Source organism: Corallococcus praedator, from assembly GCF_003612125.1.
Lineage (GTDB): Bacteria > Myxococcota > Myxococcia > Myxococcales > Myxococcaceae > Corallococcus > Corallococcus praedator.
Map to the genome: position 1 here is coordinate 1 of NZ_RAWI01000150.1, position 20302 is coordinate 20302.

Sequence of the window (20302 nt, forward strand, 5' to 3'; positions counted from 1 at the left end):
CTGGTGGGGTGGGTGGGCGGAAGCCGCGTGATGAACCCGAAGCCGGGGGTGGTCTCCGCGACGTCGTCGTTGTTGAACAGGTTGTCGCGGGAACTGGACCACCAGTAGGTCAGCGGCTGCTGCGCGGTGCGCCCCCACTGGTTCCAGAGCGTCCACGTGCCGGTGATGCGGACGTTGGCGAAGTCCGGCCCGAAGTCGATGTACGCCTGCCGCCCGGCATAGAGCCCCACGCCCTGGCCGCCGTCGCTGGCCCCGTAGCGCTCCTGGGTGGGCGGATGGAGCGTGGGCTGATCATCGAACGCGGCCTCCAGCGGGAAGTAGCCGACGCCCGTGGCCGTGCCCGCGCCGACAATGGGAATCACCTGCTCATCCCCCGCCGCGGAGGCCAGGCCCTGCGCCCGGGCGGCGGACGCGAACACCCCCACGAGCAGCCCGACCGGGAGCAGGGCGCGATACAGCCGGGCAACGGAAACACGACGTGTTCCAGACATGAATCAACTCTCAGGAAGATGGGACAAACCTGAAAGGCACGATGTCTGAACCGCGCAGGAGAGGGAAGTGTTTCGAGGGCAGGCGGGCGGGCACCCGGATGGCTGTGATTCCGTGCGCAGCGTCACTGTTCAAGGGCGCTGTGAAAAAGAAACCGGCGCGGCCGCCAGGGAGTGGCGACCGCGCCGGTGGGTCGGGGCAGCAAACCCCTCTGGGATTACTGGCCGGAGCTGACCTGGAAGGTGGCGCCGGAGAAGGCCGAGTAGCCGCGGATCAGGACGTAGTACGTGCCCTGCTTCGCGGGGTTGAGGGTGCAGCTCTCGTCGTTGCTGGCACCCGCGGAGCGGCAGTCGTAGCTGGTGGTCGTGGGGGCGCTGCCGAACTTCACGTACAGGTCCGCATCACCCGTGCCGCCGGAGAGCGCGAAGCGCATCGCGGTCGCGTTCGTCGGCGTGACGTAGTTGAGGTTCGTGCTGCCGTTGCGGCTGCCCGCGACGTTGCTCAGCGTGGTGATGACGCTCCAGGTCGGGGGCGCGGCCACGCCCACGGCGCTCCACGCCTCGTTGACGGACGCGACGGCGCTTGCGCCGTACAGGTCGGAAGCGGCCTGCGCGGTGGCGGCGCGCGCGTCCGCGAAGGTGCTGCCCGGCGTCAGGTAGACGGTGTTCGCGCGGTAGAAGATGGCCGCGCCCTTCAGGATGCCCGTGTAGCGGTTGGCGTCGAGCGCCGGCACCACGTTGCTCGTCTTGCCGCGCGGGTGGCTTCCCCCGGAGACCATCAGGTGGAAGGCCAGGTTCGCGATGCCGGAGTTCCAGTGCACGCCGCCGCTGTCGGAGGTGCCCGTGTAGCGTGTGGGGTAGTAGTCGTAGTCGCCCGCGATGGCCGGGTCGTTCATGTACCGCAGGGCGTCGCCCGCGGTGGCCGGCGTCCAGCACTCCTCGCCAATCTTCCAGGTGTTGGCGCTGACGGCACCATCCCGGTACGCCTCGATGGAGGCGCCGAAGATGTCGGACATGGCCTCGTTCAGGGCGCCCGACTCGTTGGCGTAGATGAGCTCCGAGGACGTGTCGGTGACGGCGTGGGTCAACTCATGGCCGACGACGTCCAGCACCGTCAGCGCGGAGGACTGCACGCCGTCGCCGTCGCCGTAGACCATCTGCGTCCCGTTCCAGAACGCGTTCACGTAGTTCTTGCTGTAGTGGACCGTGGAGATGAGGTCCGTGCCCAGGCCGTCGTAGCTGTCACGGCCGAAGAGGGTCGCGTAGAAGTCGTAGGTGAGGCCCGCGTGGTCGTGGGCCTGGTCCAGCAGGACGTCGCTCGTGGGCCCCTGGGTCTCCGAACGGACCAGCGTCCCGGGCAGCGACGTGCGCGTCTTGGCCGTGTACGTCTTGCGGTTGCGGGTGGTCTGGAGGTTGTCGAAGTCCCGGACAGCCTCGCCCGTGTGCGCGTCGATGAAGATGTTCGGCATCGCCGGCCCGCCGTCCGCCTTCACCGTCTCCAATTGCACCCGCCACGTCAGGCGGGTGTCCCGGCTGTCGGCGAGGATCTGCAGGTCCGCCTTGGGCGTGCCCACCAGCACGCTGCCGTCCTCCAGCGAGCCCAGGGCGTTCTGGATGGCTTCGTCCCGCTTGAGCCGGGGCGTGGTGTCCACCTTGAGGTCGCGGGCGAGCCGGTCCGTCACGCTGGCGACGCTGCCGTCCTCCGCGAGGTGCACGATGGCCGCGGCGCCGAAGACGGGGACGCCCTTGAAGCTCTGCGCCAGGCGCTCATGCGCCTTGCTCTGGGGATCCACCAGGATGCGGCGGGCGGACAGCTCCCCCGCGCCACGCAAGAACTCGGGGCGCTGCGCCTGGAGGCGACGCAGGCCTTCGCCCCGGGCCGGCTTCGTCGCCAGGGCGCTGTCCTGCGCGTGCGGCAAGGCGTCATCGACGGTGCTGTTACCGCAGGCGCTTCCCAGCAACAGGAAGGGGACGAGCGAGGCGAGGCGGCGGATGCGCATGGGATGCTCCGGGTCGGTGGCGGAGCCCGTGAAGAATGCCGGGCCCTCCAGGAGACCCGCCATGCCCCGCACCGGCCACAAGGATTTTTGAATCCAGGGCATACCGCCACGCGGGCCGCGTCCTGGTCCAACGCAGGTGCTTGTCGGCACGACGCGGCGCCCGCTGCCTTTGGCTGTCGGCAGGGGGCACCGCCGGGCGAAGGCGCCGTGGCATCCGCCTTGCGTAGGGCAGCGGACAGTCCCCGCGCTCCGGAGAACGCCCATGCTCCCCTTGTCGTCACGCCATGTTGTCAGACGTTTCGCGAAGTCCTCCCTGATGTTGATGGCCCTGGGAGGCGTGACGCTGAGCTGCAAGGACGACCCGAAGGTGGAGGATCCGCCGCCCACGAACCCGCAGACGCTCTGTTCCGGCACCTTCAGCGACGGCACCACCCTCAACGTGGCGAACCCCCAGCCGCTGGGAGACGTCCCGCTGCCGGAGCAGTCGTTCTGCGACTTCCACACCTTCGCGTGGAACCAGTTCCTCTACCTGACCCAGACGGTGCAGGACCCCAACGACCCGGTGTTCCCCACCAAGCCGCGGTTCCTCTCCTACGCGCCCTGGTACAACATGCTCCAGCCGGACGGCGCGTCCGCGCCCGGCGCCTTCCCGGGTGGCGTCACGACGCTCCAGGTGGGCCATCTGGACAACAAGCAGGCCGGTGGTGGCCAGGACGAGCTCATCGACGTCTCCGGCAACACCGTGCTGTATGACATCCGCTTCAACGCGCCGATGTATGACTTCGTCGTCGGCCAGAACTACTACACGCAGGCGAACTACTACGCGTTCTGCCAGCCCGCGGATCCGAGCCAGCCCTTCACGCCGTGCAACAACACGAACCAGCTCTGGCTGCCGTGGGGAAGTGGCACGCCCACGACCCTGGGTTCGATGGGCTCCGTGGAGGTGAAGACGGCCTGGCGCCAGTTCCCGGGCAATGACTGTCCCGCGTCGCAGATGTACTGCGCGGGTTCGGGCCTGGGCCTCATCGCGCTGCACATCGCCCAGAAGACGCCGACGCACGGCGAGTGGGTCTGGGCTTCGTTCGAGCACGTGGCCAACACGCCGGACTGCGCGGCGGGCTCCAGCACCCCCATCGCGCCCCTGTCGCCGCTGGGGACGCCGTGGGCGCTCTTCGACCCCTCGAAGGTGCCCTCCAGCGTGATGGAGACGAAGACGTGCGGTGTCACCGCGGCGAATCCCCAGTGCAACCTGGACCCGCATGTCGGCGCGAACTTCCAGCAGGTCAACGTCTGCCGCACGGACGCGCTGCCCGCCGGGGGCGCGAGCGCCGCCAACTGCGCGGTGGTGGACTCCTCCTCGCAGGACCCCAACGCGAACAGCGGCGGCAACGTCTCGTGCCTGAACGCCACGCTGCGTCCGCAGCTCACGGGCCTCTGGCAGAACTACCAGCTCATCGGCACGCTGTGGACCAAGGGGACGCAGGCGCCCGACGAGGACTTCTGGATCTCCCTCTTCCAGTCGGCCAAGCCGGGCCTGCCGGAGAAGACGGCGGTGGGCTTCCCCAACCTGGCCAACAGCGCGCTGGAGACCTATCTCCAGATTGGCTCGACGGCCTATGACCCGAACGCGCCGGGCCTGTCCAACGCGAACAAGGCCGGCTGCTTCGGCTGCCACAACCCGGTGGCCCAGGACAGCGACACCGACCTGAGCCACTTCCCGTCGAAGTTCAACGACTTCTCGCGCCCCCGCGTGCCCGCGGAGCCGTAAGCCTCCGGGTGAAGGCCTGCCTCAATCCTTGTCGGTCGCGGGGGCCTTCACCGCGACCGGCCGGATGCTGAACGGCACGTCGACGTAGGAGTCGAGGGTGTTCAGCACCCGGGCCATGGCGGTCGGCCGCTGTCCTCGCGCCAGGGCCAGCCGCATCTGCGCCTGATGCCAGGCCGTGACGCAGCGGAGCGTGGGCGGGGTGAGGTTGATGGCCCGGCGCATCGTGCCCTTCAGCAGCTTCCACGCGCGCTGCTGTCCCGGTCCCCAGGCCAGCCCGTACGCCTCGCGCCAGCGCTGAGGCAGCAGGCCGGCGGTGAGCAACTCATCGAGCTGTCCCCGGGTGAACGGTGAATTGAAGAGCAGGCTCGCCAGCTCGCGCGCGGTGTCTCCCACGCGCAGCGTCTCCCCCTCCAGTTGCTCGTGATACCAACTGTAGAAGGCCTCGAGCGTGGGCGGCATCTGCTCCGGCAGGAGCCCGAACTGCGCCGCGGCGAGCCGCGACTCCTCGTAGAAGCGGCGCTTCTCCTCCAGGCTGAGCGGTCGCACGAAGGTCTCGAAGACCACCATGGCGCCGTCGATGAGGGTGGCGAGCACCCACCGCTGCAGCAGCGGATCGTTCGCGCGATAGCGGCCCGCCCCGGCCGGAATGGTGCCGTTGACGCGACTGTGGAGGCTGTGGACCCGCTTCGCGGCACCCATCGCCTCGGGGAGGCCACCGAAGACGAGCTGATACATCGCCGTATAGGTGCGTCGCGCACGGCCGAGCAGGTCACCCCGGAAGTTGCTGTTCTGGGAGACGCCGACGGCCACGGCCGGATGGGCGATCTGCAGCAGGATGGCGCGCAGTCCGCCGAGGAGGATCACCGGCTCGCGGTAGATCACCCAGGTCATGCTGTCGGGGCCGTAGAAGCCCTCGACCTCGCCTGCCGAGTGCTCCCGCAGGTAGGCGAGACACTTGCGGAAATGCTCGCTGTCCTGGCTGATCTGTTGCTGCACTTCCGGAGACAACTGTCGCCAGCTCGGGTTCTCCTGCGCACTCACGATTCTGCCTCCGAACGACTCACAGCCGCCGCTTGAAGCCCGAGCGGCCTGTTTCATGAGACGGAGGAATTATCACACCCCCACGGCGCCTGGGACGATCCCGGTGGCCTGCGGGGCGGCACTGCATGCAGGCTGCCGGGCATGACCCAGGTTTTCGAACGCATGACGACCGAGCGGCTGCTGCTGCGAGCCGTTCGTGACAGCGACGTGGAGGCAGTGTTCGTCCTCCATGGGGATCCGGAGACGAACCGCTACAGCGCCTCCGGGCCCATGCGCTCGCTGGACGCCGCGCGGACGCAATTGGGCGTGTGGCTGGACGACTGGGCGCGCACGGGCATCGGGTACTGGGTGGTGGAGCGGCGCGAGGAGCCCGGGGTCGCCGTGGGCTTCGGCGGGTTGCGCCACAAGGTGCTCGACGGCCAGCAGGTGTTGAACCTCGCCTACCGCTTCGCTCCCAATGCGTGGGGCTCCGGGTATGCGACGGAGTTGGCCCGCGCCGCCCTGGAGCTGGCGCGCGAGCACCTGCCTCAAACCCCCGTCGTGGCCGTCATCCACCCGGAGAACGAGGCCTCCATCCGTGTCGCGACGCGGCTCGGGATGAGGCTTGACCGGATCATCGACTACGAGGGCGTTCCCAGCAGGCTCTACGTGCCGGCTTGAGCGAGGGGCGGCTGCTTCCCGTGACTTGACGGCTGAGCCGCAGCGGCGGAGAGGTCCCGGAGTCGCAGGCCATGGCTTCCTGGAGGACCTTCCGGAGGCGTACCGCCCTGAAGCTCACATCCGGGGCAGGGGCCATCCCCGCCCGGGGGTGGGGCGCGGATCCGCCGTGGATACCGTCGTCCCATGCCACTCGTCATCCCGCTGCTCAAAGGCCCGCTCACCGAATGGAGCGACTCCCTCCTGGTGGAAGGGGCCCTCCCCGGCGCGACGGTGCTGGCTCGAACCCTGGGGCCCAATCCGCGCGACATCGCGAAGGACGTTGTCTCCGGTGGACGTGACCGGGTGCCGCTCCTTCCCGGCATCAAGCTCCAGGAGAAGGACCGCATCCTCGTCCAGCAGGGGCTTGGCGCGGAGAAGAGCGGGTGGACGCCGGATCCGCTGGCGGTCCCCGTGGGCAAGGCGCCCACGGACCATGGCCTGCTCGCGCCGCTCTCCTTCAAGTCGCGCGCCTGGCAGTGCGGAGCTCGGGTCTGGGTGAAGGGCGCCGTGCCCGGAGCCCAGGTGGTCGTGACCGTCGCGGGGGGCGTCATCGCGAGCGGGAGGGCCACTGAAGCAGGGGATGCGCGGCTCGCACTCACCGCCAGCCTTCCCGGCGTCGGTCAATCCCTCCAGGCGCATCAGGAGGCGCCTCCAGGCTTCCCGCCGCTCGCCGGCACGCCCGTGGCGACGAGCACTGTCGTGTTGAGGATTCCGGTCGGATTGAAGGAGAAACTGCCAGCCCCCTTCCTCGGCGGCAGCCGACCCATGGGATGCGATGGTTCCTTCCTCTTTGCCGGCGTCTTCGACGGCGCGGACGTGACAGTCCTGCGCAGGTCGGACGGTTCGAGTGAGACCGCCACGTTCGACCTCGACCGCCTGAGCTTCGTGCTGTCCAAACCGCTTTCGAGCGGGGGCGACAAGCTGGAGATATCCCAGGCCCTGACACGGTGCCGCGAGTGGCTGCCCTCCGACCCGCTGCGCGTGGACGTCCCCCCGGCGGCGAAACCCGGGACGCCCTCGCTGCTGCCCCCGTGCGCGGACTCCGTCGACGTGTATGTGAATCAGTTGGAGCCCGGTGCCGTGGTCACGCTCGCCTTCCAGGGGAAGGACTACCGCGGCATGGTGCCGCCCTCCGCCACGTCGTTCGTGTTCCGGCTCACGCCGCTCGCGGCGAACGAGACCCTCACCGCCAGGCAGGAGCGCTGCGGACTGTCCAGTGACCCGGGCTCGGTGACGGTGCCGGGCGTGGGCCTGTCCATCGGGCAGGTTCCGGACGTGGTGGATCCGCTCGTGGCCTGCGCGCGCGCCGTGCGCGTCACCGCGCTCACCGGTGCGTGGGTGCAGGTCTGGGCCTCCTCCGCGGGCGGCGCCACGCCCATCAGCAACCAGGTGTTCGCGACCGCCGACTCGCTGCGCGTCGAGGTGACGCCGTATCTCCACGAATCCCAGGAGGTGTGGCTCACCTATCGACTCTGCGGCGGCGGTGCGTGGAAGGAGTCTCCCCACCACCGGGTCGAGCCGAAGCCGGATGTCGGGCCCACGAACATCGTGCTGCCCCTGGTGGAAGGCACGAAGAGCGTCACGGTGGATGCCATCCCGGGCGCCGCGGTGGACGTCTTCGCCATCACCGGCATGCCCCTGAATGTGGAGCACATCGGCTCCGGGTTCGTGGATCCGCGGGTGAAATGGGTGGGCCTGACGCGGCCCCTCACGCAACGCGACCTCGTCTTCGCCGAGCAGCGCCTGTGCAGCGACAAGTCAGGCGTGGGCGCCACCCGCAACGTGTTGCCCGCCGTGCGGCAATTCACGCTCGGCATGCCGCTCAAGCGGCTCAGTACGCGCAACATGCCGAAGCCGCTTGTGTGTCAGTCCGCCACCGTCATCCTGCGGCACAACGGAAGCTGGACGGCCACCGCCTTCCTGGAGAACGAGGAGGAGGAGGCTGATTGCAGCTTCGACCTGCAATTCAAGCTGGAGGGTGTCTCTTCGCCCTTTGGACTGGTGCTGAGCGGTGACCTGAGCGGCAAGGGCAGCACGCAGGGAACCGCTCTGCTGGGCATCCCCTCCAGCCAGACGTTCTCCCGGCAAGACCGCTTCGCTGGCTTCTCCAGTCCCACCTACTGGGAGGAGGTGCTGGGCGCGACCTTCCGCTTCGAGCTGTTCGTGGCGTGGAATGATTACGAGGGGTATCCCGAGGACGGGGAGTACGAAGAGACGCCAGACCCCCCTCCTTGAGGTACGGCTGGCTTCGTCCTTCGCGCTTCGATGCGAAGAAGAAGCCCGGCGACCCTCGAAGGGGGCACCGGGCTTCAGGTCCATCCGGGGTGTGTCCGCCCTCGACTACTCCGCGCGCGCCCGTTTCCGCCGGGAGGCCAGCGCGGCGAGCGCCAGCCACGCGAGCGGTGCCACCGGGGCCGCGCCGCAGCCGCAGCCGGAGTCATCCTCCTTGTCCGGAGGCGGGCTCGTGCCGGCGTCCGCGCCCGTTCCCGCGTCCGTGCCCGTTCCGGCATCCACGCCGGCGTCCGGCTGCACCTCCTCGCACGGCCCATCCCCGACGCACACCGTCACCTGCTGCTCGGCTTGCGCTCCGGCGGAGTCCACCACGACGAACCGCACCGTGTGCACGCCCGGAGACAGCCCGGTGGTGTCCCAGCGGTTGTGTTCCCCGCCGAAGTGGAAGTGATTGTCGGAGCGGATGTCCGTGTAGAGCTCCGTGCCGTCCACGTAGAACTCGGCGCGAATGCAGCCCACGTCGTCCACGCAGTCGCCGAAGAACTCCGCCGTGTTGCCGGACACGCGTTCGCCCTGGGTGGGCCGCGTGAGGATGGCGCGCGGCGGCTCATCCACCTTCGCCGTGAGGGTGAAGGTCTGGTCCGCGTCCGGTGCCACGCCATTGCTCGCGCGCACCGTCACGCTCACGGCGCCCGTGGAGGCAGGCGTCCAGGACACGAGGCCAGTGGCCGCGTCCAGGGTCATCCCCGGAGGCACCGTGCCCACCAGCGAGTACGTCGGCGCCGGACGACCCCTGGCCTCCACGTCGTACCGGTAGGCGAGGCCCACCACGGCGGAGAGGCCGGGCGTGGAGGTGATGGCGGGGGCGAGCGGTTCGTCATCCTGCTCCACCGCCTCCAGGGCGCGCGCGTCCAGGCCCGGCATGGCGAGGGTGATGGTGGCGACGCCGTCCAGGTTGTCCGCGTCCGGCGCGGCCCGCAGCGTGACGGACTGGGGCGTGCTCCAGTTGGACACGGTGAAGTTCAGCGTGGCCCCGGCGGTCACGGTGATGTCCTCGTCGCCCTGGGTGCGCGCCACGGTGACGGTGACGTTCGACGTGGGCCGCTGGGAGAGCGACACGTCGAGCGTCGCGGTACCGTCCTCGGGGATGAGCACCCGCGTGGTGGACAGCACCAGCCGGGCGGAGTTGTTGTCGATGGTGGTGGCCACCACGGACTCGTCCGTCAGGCCCGCCGCCGTCACCACGAAGGTGGCCGTGTCCGCGTCCGCGTCCGCGTCCTCCACCGCCCCGAGCGTGACGACCTGGGGCACGCTCCAGTCCGTCGGGGAGAAGGTGAGGCTGGCGCCGCTCGCGATGCTCAGGTCCTCGGAGCCGCCCATCGCTCGCGCGACCTGCACGGCCACGGGCGCGGCGGGCGCCTGGGCGAGCCGCACGGTGAACACCGCCCGGCCTCCCTCCACGAGGCGCAGGTTGAGCGAGGACACGACCAGCTTCTGCGCGGTCGTCGTCGGAGCAATCCGGCGCACGACGCCATTGGTGTACCCGAGTGCGTAGAGCGCTCCGTCCGGCCCCACGGCCATGTCCACGTTGGAGGTGAAGCCGGAGCCCCACGCGTCCACCGTCGCCACCGAGTTGTCCGCCGCGAGCGTGGCGCGGGTCACCTGGGCGGAGTTGAAGTCGCCGAAGAAGAAGTTGCCGCGGTACTCCGGCGGGAAGAGGGTGGCGTCATAGAAGGTGCCACCCGTGATGGAGCCGCCCAGGCCCTGCGTCCGCGCGGTGCCCCCGCCACTGCTCGCGTCGGGCAGCCCCGGCTGGGCCACGGTGAAGGTGGTGGTCGTGGGAGCGGCGGCCGCGCTGGCGACGTAGAAGTCGCCGTTGAAGCTCGCGTTGCCCACGCCTTCGAAGGTGATGAGCTCACCCTTGCGGAAGCCATGCGCCCCGGTGGTGGTGAAGGTGGTGACGCCCGCCGTGCGCACGGCGCCTCCCGTGGCGATCAGGTTGCGCGTGTCCGTCCCGTTGGTGCGGTACTTGATGACGGGGGTGAGGTAGTCGTTGCCGACGGGCTGGTTGTTCTCGAAGTCGTTGTAGCCGGCGTGGCTGCGCCGGGTCGCGACGAAGATCTGCTCGTAGCCCGTGCCCACCGTGTTGACCCACAGCTGGCCGGTGGTGGGCTGGAAGGTGAGGGTGAACGGATTGCGGAAGCCGCGCGCCCAGATGTATTCGTTGTTGGGGCCCACGCCGTCGTTGAACGGGTTGTCGTTGGCGGGCGTGCCGTCCAGGTTGGCGCGGCTCACCTTGGAGGCCATCGACGTGAGGTCCGCGTCCACGCCCGTGCCGTTGCCCAGGTCGCCAATGGCCCAGTAGAGCTTGCCATCCGGCCCGAAGCCGATGCCGCCGCCATCATGGTTGTTGCCCGTGGTGGGCAGGTTGCGGACGACCTCCGTGCGCGCGGTGCCGGTGCCATTGGCGTCCGTGTAGCGCACGATGCGCTGCTCGGAGGCGGAGACGGTGACGAAGAAGTAGACGTAGCGGTTGACCACGTAGTTCGGGTCGAACGCGATGCCGATGAGGCCACACTCGCTGTTGGTGTGGACGGTGGGCTCCGTGGCGAACAGGCGGGTCACCAGCGAGCCCGCCTGCGTCTCCAGGACGCCGTCCTTCATCGCCACGGTCCGGACAGCGCCGTTCTTGAGGGTGACGAACAGCCGGCCGGAACCATCCGGTGCCCACGCCATGCCGGTGGCGGGCGTCAGGGCGTTGGATGAGAAGTTCGTTTCGGTGAAGCCGGTGGGCACCGCTGCCCAGGCCGGGGAGCCCAGCAGCAGCAACAACAGGGATGCAACGAGGGGGGATCGCATGGTCCATGAAGCTACCGCACGCGAAGTGGGCCTTCAGTCCCTCATCGGCGCGAAGTCACCCCGGGGCTGCATCCGCGCGGGCTTTTTCCAGCCCGGCTGCTGACGTGCTCGCGCGAGCGGGCATGTCCCCCGTGACGTGGCTCAGGCCAGCCCGGGGCTCTTCCACGCATGGGGGGGCAACGGCAGGGTGGCAAGAGGAGGACGCGCCAGCGAAGGCATCATGACGTAGCCCTGCTGGGTCTCCAGACCGAGCACTTCCGCGAGGCGGAGGAGTGCCAGCCCCTTCATGAAGAGGCGTCCTTCGGTGAGCTGCGTCTCTTCGTCGATGCTCATGTCCCGTTTGCCCTGGGCGAACTGTTGTCCGCGCGCGTGGATGAGGCGTTCCAGGGCATCGTCGAACGCATTTCCCTCTCCCCCCAGGAGCGCATGGAGCGCATCGAGATAGGGGTCCGCTCCACCTTCCAGGACCGTCCTCCACCGTGCCAGGGCCGCGACAAGCGTGGCCTCTTGCCCTGGAGGTGCGAGCAGCATCAAGCCCATGCAGTGGGGCAGGAGGAAGTCATCCTCGTACTCGATTCGTGGATCATGGTGTGTGGGGAGCAGTTGCCCCAGTTCCCGGGCTGTCGGAAGGTCCCCTGCGACCAGGGCGTCGGTGAAGGAGAAGACCCTGCTGGCGCACGAGTGCACGGGGTTGAAGTCGCGCCCAAGCTGGAGTTGGGTGAAGAATTGAAGCGTGGTCTGGGCGGAGCGGCGGAGATTGAGGGAGAACGCTTGCGCGTCCGCCTGGAGCAACAACTGGCACATGGCCAGGGTTCGATAGGCATAGGCCAGCTTGACGTATGCGAAGCCAGAGGACTCTTCCGTGTCGGTGGCTTCGATGCTGGCAAGCGCATCCTGGATGCGGTGCCTTGAGTTGATGAGAAGGGACGCGAGTTCGGACATGGCAGGGCTACTCCCGGATGTCACACTCTTCGCCTATTTCGATGAACCCCAGGCCGGTCATGCCCTCGGCCTGGAGCACGGCGCGCAGCGCTTCGTGGACGATCATGACGGATGGAAGCTGCTTGAGGCGCATGATGCGAGCGGTTTCCGGGACCTTCTTCATGTCCAGCCCCAACTTGTTGAGGAAAAGGTAGGTGCCCTTCTCCATCTTCGAGGGCGTTGCCCTGGTGCTGGCGGGGTCGACACAGTCGACGACACCCAGGATGTTGGCGATGAAGCACCGCTCACGGGCGATGCGCCCTTTGTGGTTGCGCAGGGTGAATGGAAGAAACTCGATGTCGGCCCGCGCGTGCTGCTCCAGCAACGCCTTGGCGGCCTCGGACACCAGCGTGCAGGCGACGACGTTCTGGATGAAATCCGGTACGAGGATGCCCGGGTATCGGTCCGTCATCTTGAATTGTACGTCTGGGGGATACTGTTTCGCGACCGACCGGCCCTCCGCCAGCTTCCAGGAGAGTGGATAGAGTTCGTCAGGCAGGCTCAGGATCCCACAGAGGGACGGATCCTCGATGGCACGCAGAATGGAGTAGGAACTCTTGGACATCTCATCTCCTGACAGGGTCAGCACCGTGGCGGGACGGCGAACTGTGTCTCTTTTTTCTCGTTGATCTTCATGCCCGGGTAGTTCCGACCCCAAGCGACGATCACCAGGAATTCCCGCGCGGACCACGTCTCCAACTCGTCTTTGATACCACGCATCTCCGCGTGGGTAGGATGCTCGCCCTCGGGGTCGGCCGCTTTCAACAGCCGACGCGCTACCTTGTTGACGATCTGGGATACATGCCTGTTGTACGAGGTATGTGCTCCGCAATGGCACGGCAGTCGCATGGCATAGCCGTCGCGCTGGTTCGTGGGCAGGATGATGATGTTGACGCCCCGGTTGATGTTGTACCCAGCGCGCAGCAACAGCTCAATGGCCGAGGGGTTCTTCTCAAGTCCCTCCTGGAGGGCTTGAATGGGAAGGATGTGATGGAGTTGGTTGCTCCAGGGCCAGTAGCCATTCTGGAAATTGCTTCCTTGTCCGAACCACCAGAGATTGCCTCGGGTGGTGGGATTCCGGTGGGCTGAGTAGCTGCCGTAGATTCGCATGACGTTGGTCACGCGGATGTGGTCGGCGCCCTGTGTGAAGTCGAGTTCGTAGATTTTGCGATGGTTGGCCTGGATATAGCTTCGGCCATTCTCGGGATACTTGTGGCCCTTGAGTCCACACACGCGCCAGATGCAACCGTTCAACTCGCCGCCCCGGTGGGCGTCCTTCTTGTTCTTGAGCGCGTCGATATGTTCGTCATCTTGGCTCATCGCGTCTCCTCAATGCAGTCCGGGGATGCTCATGGGGCCGCCCCCGGATGGTGAAGCAGCAGGGCAGAACGTTGTTTGCGCTCGTCCAGCAACAGGACAAGGACATGGGGTGTCCTTGCATAACCACGGACAAGGCTCCTGACGGACATGCAGGCGGAGACAGGTCCGGTGGCGGCGCCCAGCTCACCAAAACTGTCCACGGGCAGGACGAGTCGGAAGCTTGTGGGAAGGCGGGCCGACGTCATCCGGACCAGGGCGCTCCCGTAGTCCATCGCTCGGAAGGGGTCGCCGTTCAGATTGACGACCGCGGACCCGATGGCCCTGTCCTGTTCTCTCCAGGATTCGAGGCAGGCCGTGGTCGCGGCGAATAGCGCTGCTCCGGTGGAGGGCGTGCCGGAGAATCGATCGAAGGACTCTTCCGCGATGCCAACAGGCCCCAGCAAGGCCTGGATGCGGGCGCCACGGGCATCCGCCGCGCGAACCGACTCAAGCAGAACGAAACCCGCGGCCTCGCCAGGCAGGAATCCGACAGGTGTATTGGGCGTCCGCGTGAGCCGCAGTTCGCGTGCTGCGAGGAGCGGGCCTCCATCGATGAGCGAGTCGATTCCACCCACGATGCACCGGTCCACTGTTCGTGAGTTGAGCAGGTTCCGGGCCCGCAGGAGGAGGTGCGCGAAGGATGCGGGTCCGCCACGAAAGCGCTCGAGGATTCGAGGCCGTGTCTCAAACCCGGTCAGGGCCATCAATCGCTCAGGGAACGACTTCCACGTGGCCTGAAGGAGGGCTTCGGCCGGGAGGTCTTCCGGGGCGAAATCGGAGGTGGCTGTGGCCGTGGCTCCACGCCCAAGGAGGGTCTGCTGGTGAAAGTCATCCGGGAGTTGAAGCAGCAGGGCGGTCCCCGCGAACTCCTCTGGCTTGAGTTTCACGTGGAAGAGAAGGTCCTGAATCGCCGCCTCTCCGAGGCAGAGCAGCCGGCCAGGGCCTTCGAAGCCGCCGGCCACCCAGTTCGCGGGATGCCCCTTCAGGGCTTCGGTCCGCAGGGTCTCTTCCTCGACCTCCGTCTGCTCCAGGTCCGTGATGCGCGTCAGGCCTGCCCGTGCAGCCGCGCAGGCCTGGACGGCATTGCCGAGCGACGAGGCCATCCCGATGCCCGTAATGGCGATGCGGCCTTCCCTCAATGGGGGGCTCCTTCGCGAAGCGGATGTCTGACATCCGCTTGGCAAAGGATGAATGGGTGGGCGCATGACAGTCAATGCCGTGCGCCAATGCCATGGGGAGGCGGCTGCATCCTCGCGGGCTTTTTCCAGCCCGGCTGCCGTCGCCTTCGCGTCAGCCGGACCGGGGGCTCACTACAGCGTGACGTTGCCGGACACGACTTCCATGAACTTGCACGGGACGTTGCTTGCGAGCGTGCCGCAGGTCGACGGCTGCGCGGGCGTCCACGTCGTGGCGTTGAGCGTGATGGCCGCCTGCGCACGCTGGCGGTAGACACCCGCCGCGGAGGGCGTGGCGTTCGCCGTCTGCCCGCCGAAGTCGGTGTTCGTCTCGGGGTAGCAACTGCGGCTGCCCGCCACCGCCGTCCATGTGACGGTGCCCGTGCTGCTCACCGACTTCTTCTCCACGACGGAGCACACGTAGATGATGGGGGAGTCCTGGCTGCAATCCCAGACAGACGCCTGGGCGCTGATGCGACCGTCGTCATACGCATACGGCGTCGTCGCTTCGACGACACAGGTCGTGCCGGGGATGGACTTCGTCACCGCTGACTCGACCTGCGCGACTTCACTGCCCGGCGCGGTCGGCTCAACGACTTCAGGAGAGGGGGTGTTGGGGGGCTCGAACGACTGCTCACGTCGCCGTCGCCCCGGAAAACACCCTCATATCCGAGAACCCGAACCAAGCTGCGCGGCAGGTGCCTACCTGGAGGCCAGGACCTGACCGAGCTTGCGCACGCTCTCTGAGAAGGGGCCCCGGGCGAGTTCCTGTCCGGAGTCGCTGAGCACCTGGGCGAAGACCTGGCCGAAGCCCTTCTTCAAGCCCATGGACTGGTGGGGTTCACCCTTGGTGTCGGCGACCATGTAGAGCGACGACTCCAGCTCGGGCGGCGGGGCCTCACCCTTCTGGCGGAACAGGTTGCGCATCTCGTCGAGCGACTCGTCGTGGCCCTTCTTGATCTGCTTGCGGGCCATGCCCTTGAAGAGGCCCGGGACGTCGCGCAGGTCCACGTGGACGACGACGATGGGCTTCTTGGAGCGCATCTCGTAGATGAACTGGTAGGCGTGCTTACGGAGCTCTTCCTGGGTGCCCCGGTTGGTGTACAGCACCAGCGTGGGCCGGCCCTGCCCGATGGGGACCTCCTTGCCAAACACATCCTTCGATTCGGCGGCACTGGCGGGGAGGGCTCCCAGCATCAGTCCCAGGAGGCAGGTCAGCAGGGCGGTCTTCTTCATCATGCGGGGTGTCCTTTGAGAGAGGGGCGTCAATGGTTCCCATCAACCGCGAGAATCCCCCCGTGAATCCCGACCCAAAACGACCTTTGGCGCAGCACTCCCACCCAGCGACCCCTGAGTCCCTGCGCGTGCCTGTCCGCCTGCCGGTTCAGGATGTCGGGGGCCCCACGTAGCGGGCCCTGGGCCGCAGCAGGTGTCCCTGGTCGCGCTGCTCCAGGATGTGCGCCACCCAGCCCGCCGCGCGCCCCACCGCGAACACCGCCGAGGCCGCTCCCACGGGCAGTCCCAGCGCCTTCGACAGCATCACCAGCCCGACCTCCATCGACGGCGCGGGGTGTCCCGCCTTGCGCATCACCTCCAGCACCGCGGACGCCACGCGGACCCCGGGCGCGTCAGGCTTCAGCTCCCGCGCGGCTTGAATCAGGCAGGGCGTCCGGGGGTCCCCCGCCGGATACAGCCGGTGTCCGAAGCCCGGCACCAGCGCTCCCGTGCGCAGGCGCTCGGACACCACCTCCCGTGCGTGCTGGGGCGCACCGACCTCCGTGAGCAATGCCTCCACGCGGTCACAGGCCCCACCGTGCTGGGTGCCGGAGAGGGCCGCCATCCCCGCGCCCACGCAGGCGTACAGATCGGATCCGGACGAGGCGGTCACCCTGGCGGCGAACGTCGACACGTTCAGCTCATGGTCCGCGCAGAGCACCAGGGCGCGGTCCAGCATCGCCTGGGCCTGGGGAGACGCCACGTCCCACGCCACCGCGAGGGACGCCGACACCGTGCGCGCTCGCAGCGCCCGCATCACACGCTCGGGGGCTCGTGGCACGCACACCCAGGCGGCCAGATGTCGCAGCAGGGCCCGGGCCCGCTCCAGCTCCTGCGCCGGAGGCAGCGCGAAGCGCACCACGTCCCGGGTCGCCAGCAGGGTGACCAGGGTCGCCAGCACCTTCGCGGGCGGCGCCCCTTTTGGCAGGAGCTTCGCCAGCGTCGAAGGAGGGAAGGGGGCCCTGGGCGCGCGCCACTTCGTCCCCGGGGGTTCCGGCAGGGTGCCCGACCACAGCAGCTCCGCCACATCCTCGAAGGACCGTCCCTCCGTCGCGAGCACCACCGCCGAGTGGCGTCCCCGGTACGCCAGCCCTTGCGGCTCCACCCGGGACACGGCGGAGTCGATGACCGGCTCGCCCCACCGCAGCGCTCCGGCCGCCACCGCCGCGTGTCCCGCCCGTGCGTCGTGGCGTGTCTTCAGCCGCTCCACGTCCGCGCGCGAGTAGCGGTTCTCCTTCGTTCCCTGCACAGGCACGCACCGCACGAGCCCCCGGCTCACGTAGGTGTACAGCGTCGCGCGCTTCACCCTGAGCAGCACCGCCGCTTCCTTCGCGGACAGCAGCTCCTCCTCCCGCTCAGGTCGATGGTCGAATCGAGATTGAGAGCGTCCACCCCGACGTCTATCCATGCTCCACCACCTCCTGACGGGAGAGTGTCGACGCGACGCGATTCGCTGTCGATGTGCCCCCCACGCGAGGGCCTGGAAACCAACCGAGGAGGATGCTCATGCAGGTGGACTTTGGCCGCACGTCGGCGGACTACGCGCGGCACCGCGCCGGCTTTCCAGACGCCTTCTTTGAACGGCTCGTCCGGGAGGGTGTCGTCCGCCCCGGGCTTCGCGTCCTCGACCTGGGCGCGGGGACGGGCACCCTGGCCCGGGGACTGGCGAAGCGCGGCGGCGGGGTCACCGCGCTCGACGTCTCCGCCTCCATGCTGGACTCCGCCCGACAGCTCGCCACCGCCGAAGGACTGTCCATCGACTTCCGGGTGGCCCCGGCGGAGGCGACCGGACTTGCTCCAGGCACCTTCGAGCTCGTCACCGCCGGCACGTGCTGGCATTGGTTCGACCGGGCCGCCGCGGCCCGGGAGGCGTGTCGGGTGCTGGCGCCGGGAGGGCGGCTGCTCATCGCGCACTTCGACTGGCTGCCTTTGCCGGGCAACGCGGTGGAGGTGGTCCACTCCCTCATCGACACCTTCAATCCCTCCCAGGTCGCGCCCTACGTCAGCTTCGGCCATGACGTCGGCATCTATCCGCGGTGGTTCCTGGATGTCGCGACGGAGGGCTTCACCGCCCTGGAGTCCTTCTCCTTCGACACCGTCGTCCACTACTCGCACGAAGCGTGGAGGGGCCGCGTGCGCGCCAGCGCCAAGGTGGGGGCGGCGCTCCCGGCCGAGGAGGCCGCGCGCTTCGAGGTCGCGCACGCGAAGCTCCTCGCCGAGCGCTTCCCGGAGGAGCCCCTCGCGATTCCCCACCGCGTCTTCGCGCTCCTGGCCACCCGGCCCTGACGGAGGCGGGTGACAGAATGTGGGGCCTCCGGTGTTCAACCCGCCAGCACCCGATTGCTGGAGGTCGCAGACCATGGGCAGTTCACTGGACCGTCGCACCCTCATCCAAGCCAGTCTGGGGCTGACGGGGGGGCTCGCGCTCCTCCGGGGCACCCCCGCCCTCGCGGCGCGTCCTCCGGCGGCTTCCGCTTCCGCTGCGTCCGATGAGGCGCCGCGCCCCTGGTACGAGCTGGGGTTGATGGCGGACCCCATCATGGACAGCCAGTTGCTCCATTTCCTGGCGGCGACCTACAGCGCCCAGGCGGACATCAGCGAGGTGCTGGACACCGCGCACCGCATCGTCCCGGGAGATGACTGGAGCTGGCCCAACGAGTGGGTCCGCACCGCCGACCGCATCCGCGCCATGGGCGATGTGAGCCTGTCCCGCCGCCATGGCATCAGCGCCGGCAATGCCTACCTGCGGGCCGCCAACTACTACCGGGCCGCGCTCATCCACCACCCCGAGCCGGGCGACCCGAGCGTGCTCGCCATCGGGCGCAAGGCGGTGGCCGCGTACGACAAGGCCCTCACGCTGCTCAAGATTCCCGGCGTCCCCGTGCGCATCCCCTACGAAGGCACGACGCTGCCCGGCTACTTCTTCCGCGCTCCGAACGCCCGGAGCATCGCGCCCCTGCTCATCTTCCAGCAGGGCCGCGACGCGTGGCCGGAGGAGTCCAAGTATGTCATTGATGCGGCGCTGGCGCGGGGCTACCACTGCCTCATCGTGCATGCGCCCGGACAGGGCATGGCCATCCGCGAGCAGGGGCTGCCCTTCCGGCCCGACTGGGAGCAGGTCATCCGCCCGGTGGTGGACTTCGCCCTGTGCATCGCGGGCGTGGACTCACGGCGGATTGCCCTGCTGGGGTGGAGCATGGGCGGAGCGCTCGTGCCGCGCGCGGCGGCCTTCGAGCGGCGCATCAAGCTGCTCATCCCCAACCCCGGCGTCCTGAACTGGGGTGAGTCCTCCTTCGAGCAGTTCAACATGTACTTCCCGGAGCTGATGCCGCTGCTGGACAGCGACCCCCAGGCCTTCGACGCGGGCATGGCGCAGCTCATGGCGCAGGTGTTCCTGTTCCGCTGGTACATGAAGGACTCGATGAACAAGCACGGCGCCAGCTCGCCGTCGGACCTGCTCTTCAAGCTCCGCGAGTTCAACAACGAGCCCGTCGTCCACCGCATCCGCTGCCGCACGCTGGTGATGGACGGCACCGCCGAGGCCTTCTCCCAGGGACAGGCGCGGCTGCTCTTCGACGCCTTGAACTGCCCGAAGGACTACATGCTGTTCACCCAGGAGGACACCGGCCTGCTGCACTGCCAGGAAGCCGCGCAGGCCGTGGCCAATCACCGGATGTTCGACTGGCTCGACGAGTACCTCTGAGTCCGGCTACCCGCCGCCCGGCGCCTCCAGGATGACGCGGAAGAGGGCTTCCACCTCCTCCGGATCCAATCCCAACTCCGTGGCCCAGGCCCGGCGCGCGGCGAGCAGCGCCTGCGTACCGGACGGCTCCTCGGGCGCATGGGCGCGGCTCTGGCGCCGGGCCAGCTCGCCGCGGCGGGCCAGCAGCTCCACCAGCTCGCGGTCGAGCTGATCGATGTGCTCGCGCGTCTCCCGGGGCTCCGGCGGTCCGGACGCGAGCCCGGGCAAGGCCATTCCCGCCACCTCCCGTGCGCTGGCCACGGCGGGCAGGGCCGCCAGGTCGCGGTGGATGGCCTGGAGCGCTTGCAGCAGGCGCTCCCGTGCTTCCGTCGCGAAGCGGTTCTCCTGTTGGATGGCGGTGAAGAGGTGACCCGCGTCCGAGCGGACCGTCTCGATGGTGCGCGAGAGCGCCTTGAAGCTGGCTGGCGCGAAGGGCACGTCCACCGCCACCCCCGAATCCACCATCCCCTTGGCCACGAAGAACGTGAGCGCGTGGGTTTCCGCCATCACCCGGTCGTGTCCCTCCGGCGTCTGCTCGATGACCTCACAGCCCAGCGCCTCGTAGAAGCGCCGCGCGCGCGGGGCCGCCTCCGGATGCAGTGGGTTGGGGCAGACGACGACGCGCATGGGGCGCTCCGCCATGGCCAGGCTCAAGGGGCCGAACAGGGGATGCGTCCCCACCC

Annotated in this window: 17 protein-coding genes; 5 read left to right on the plus strand and 12 right to left on the minus strand. The window is 68.5% G+C overall.

Annotated features, from left to right (window positions below):
- Together D7Y13_RS20110 and D7Y13_RS20115 are read right to left on the minus strand one after the other, a co-directional pair.
- Positions 1-491 (minus strand): hypothetical protein (locus D7Y13_RS20110; RefSeq protein WP_147452469.1); only part of this gene is annotated, 491 nt, incomplete at its 3' end.
- Positions 492-706: 215 nt separating this feature from the next.
- Entirely contained in the window at positions 707-2551 is a 1845-nt protein-coding gene (locus tag D7Y13_RS20115) for a M4 family metallopeptidase (protein ID WP_233595770.1), read from the minus strand.
- A gap of 253 nt (positions 2552-2804) precedes the next feature.
- Here D7Y13_RS20115 and D7Y13_RS20120 point away from each other — a divergent pair, with 253 nt between their 5' ends.
- On the plus strand, positions 2805-4256 hold the full coding sequence (locus D7Y13_RS20120) for a hypothetical protein (protein WP_120584830.1): 1452 nt from the start codon (positions 2805-2807) through the stop codon (positions 4254-4256).
- A gap of 21 nt (positions 4257-4277) precedes the next feature.
- On the opposite strand, the gene D7Y13_RS20125 is transcribed toward D7Y13_RS20120, so the two are convergent.
- Positions 4278-5297 (minus strand): oxygenase MpaB family protein, encoded by a 1020-nt coding sequence (locus D7Y13_RS20125; protein WP_158620432.1) that lies wholly within the window; start codon positions 5295-5297, stop codon positions 4278-4280.
- Positions 5298-5438: 141 nt separating this feature from the next.
- Here D7Y13_RS20125 and D7Y13_RS20130 point away from each other — a divergent pair, with 141 nt between their 5' ends.
- Entirely contained in the window at positions 5439-5957 is a 519-nt protein-coding gene (locus tag D7Y13_RS20130; protein ID WP_120584832.1) for a GNAT family N-acetyltransferase, read from the plus strand.
- Between the two features lie 183 nt (positions 5958-6140).
- A complete protein-coding gene (locus tag D7Y13_RS20135; RefSeq protein ID WP_120584833.1) occupies positions 6141-8231 on the plus strand; it encodes a hypothetical protein in 2091 nt (696 codons plus the stop codon).
- A gap of 105 nt (positions 8232-8336) precedes the next feature.
- Here the strand turns inward: D7Y13_RS20135 and D7Y13_RS20140 are convergent, their stop codons facing one another.
- The 8 genes from D7Y13_RS20140 to D7Y13_RS20175 all read right to left on the minus strand — a co-directional run bounded on the left by D7Y13_RS20140 (position 8337) and on the right by D7Y13_RS20175 (position 17285).
- Complete coding sequence (locus tag D7Y13_RS20140) at positions 8337-11087, minus strand: PQQ-dependent sugar dehydrogenase (protein WP_120584834.1); 2751 nt, start codon at positions 11085-11087, stop codon at positions 8337-8339.
- 141 nt (positions 11088-11228) lie between these two features.
- On the minus strand, positions 11229-12029 hold the full coding sequence (locus tag D7Y13_RS20145) for an immunity 49 family protein (protein WP_120584835.1): 801 nt from the start codon (positions 12027-12029) through the stop codon (positions 11229-11231).
- A gap of 7 nt (positions 12030-12036) precedes the next feature.
- The gene (locus D7Y13_RS20150) at positions 12037-12633 is read right to left on the minus strand and encodes an imm11 family protein (RefSeq protein WP_120535363.1); all 597 of its coding nucleotides are present in this window, start codon (positions 12631-12633) and stop codon (positions 12037-12039) included.
- A 17-nt stretch (positions 12634-12650) separates the two neighbouring features.
- Positions 12651-13388, minus strand: coding sequence for an AHH domain-containing protein (locus D7Y13_RS20155; RefSeq protein ID WP_120584836.1), 738 nt, complete (start codon positions 13386-13388; stop codon positions 12651-12653).
- 29 nt (positions 13389-13417) lie between these two features.
- Positions 13418-14566, minus strand: coding sequence for a hypothetical protein (locus tag D7Y13_RS20160; RefSeq protein WP_120584837.1), 1149 nt, complete (start codon positions 14564-14566; stop codon positions 13418-13420).
- A gap of 171 nt (positions 14567-14737) precedes the next feature.
- On the minus strand, positions 14738-15148 hold the full coding sequence (locus tag D7Y13_RS20165; protein ID WP_233595771.1) for a hypothetical protein: 411 nt from the start codon (positions 15146-15148) through the stop codon (positions 14738-14740).
- A 156-nt stretch (positions 15149-15304) separates the two neighbouring features.
- Positions 15305-15841, minus strand: a complete 537-nt coding sequence (locus D7Y13_RS20170; RefSeq protein ID WP_233595772.1) for a hypothetical protein — start codon at positions 15839-15841, stop codon at positions 15305-15307.
- 145 nt (positions 15842-15986) lie between these two features.
- Entirely contained in the window at positions 15987-17285 is a 1299-nt protein-coding gene (locus D7Y13_RS20175) for a citrate synthase family protein (RefSeq protein ID WP_120584838.1), read from the minus strand.
- Positions 17286-17383: 98 nt separating this feature from the next.
- On the opposite strand from D7Y13_RS20175, the gene D7Y13_RS20180 reads away from it, so the two are divergent.
- Together D7Y13_RS20180 and D7Y13_RS20185 are read left to right on the plus strand one after the other, a co-directional pair.
- Positions 17384-18163, plus strand: coding sequence for a class I SAM-dependent methyltransferase (locus D7Y13_RS20180; protein WP_120584841.1), 780 nt, complete (start codon positions 17384-17386; stop codon positions 18161-18163).
- A 73-nt stretch (positions 18164-18236) separates the two neighbouring features.
- Positions 18237-19580, plus strand: coding sequence for an alpha/beta hydrolase family protein (locus tag D7Y13_RS20185; RefSeq protein ID WP_120584839.1), 1344 nt, complete (start codon positions 18237-18239; stop codon positions 19578-19580).
- Between the two features lie 6 nt (positions 19581-19586).
- Here D7Y13_RS20185 and D7Y13_RS20190 read toward each other — a convergent pair.
- Positions 19587-20302: chorismate mutase (locus D7Y13_RS20190; protein WP_120630748.1), on the minus strand; the 716-nt coding region annotated here is incomplete at its 5' end.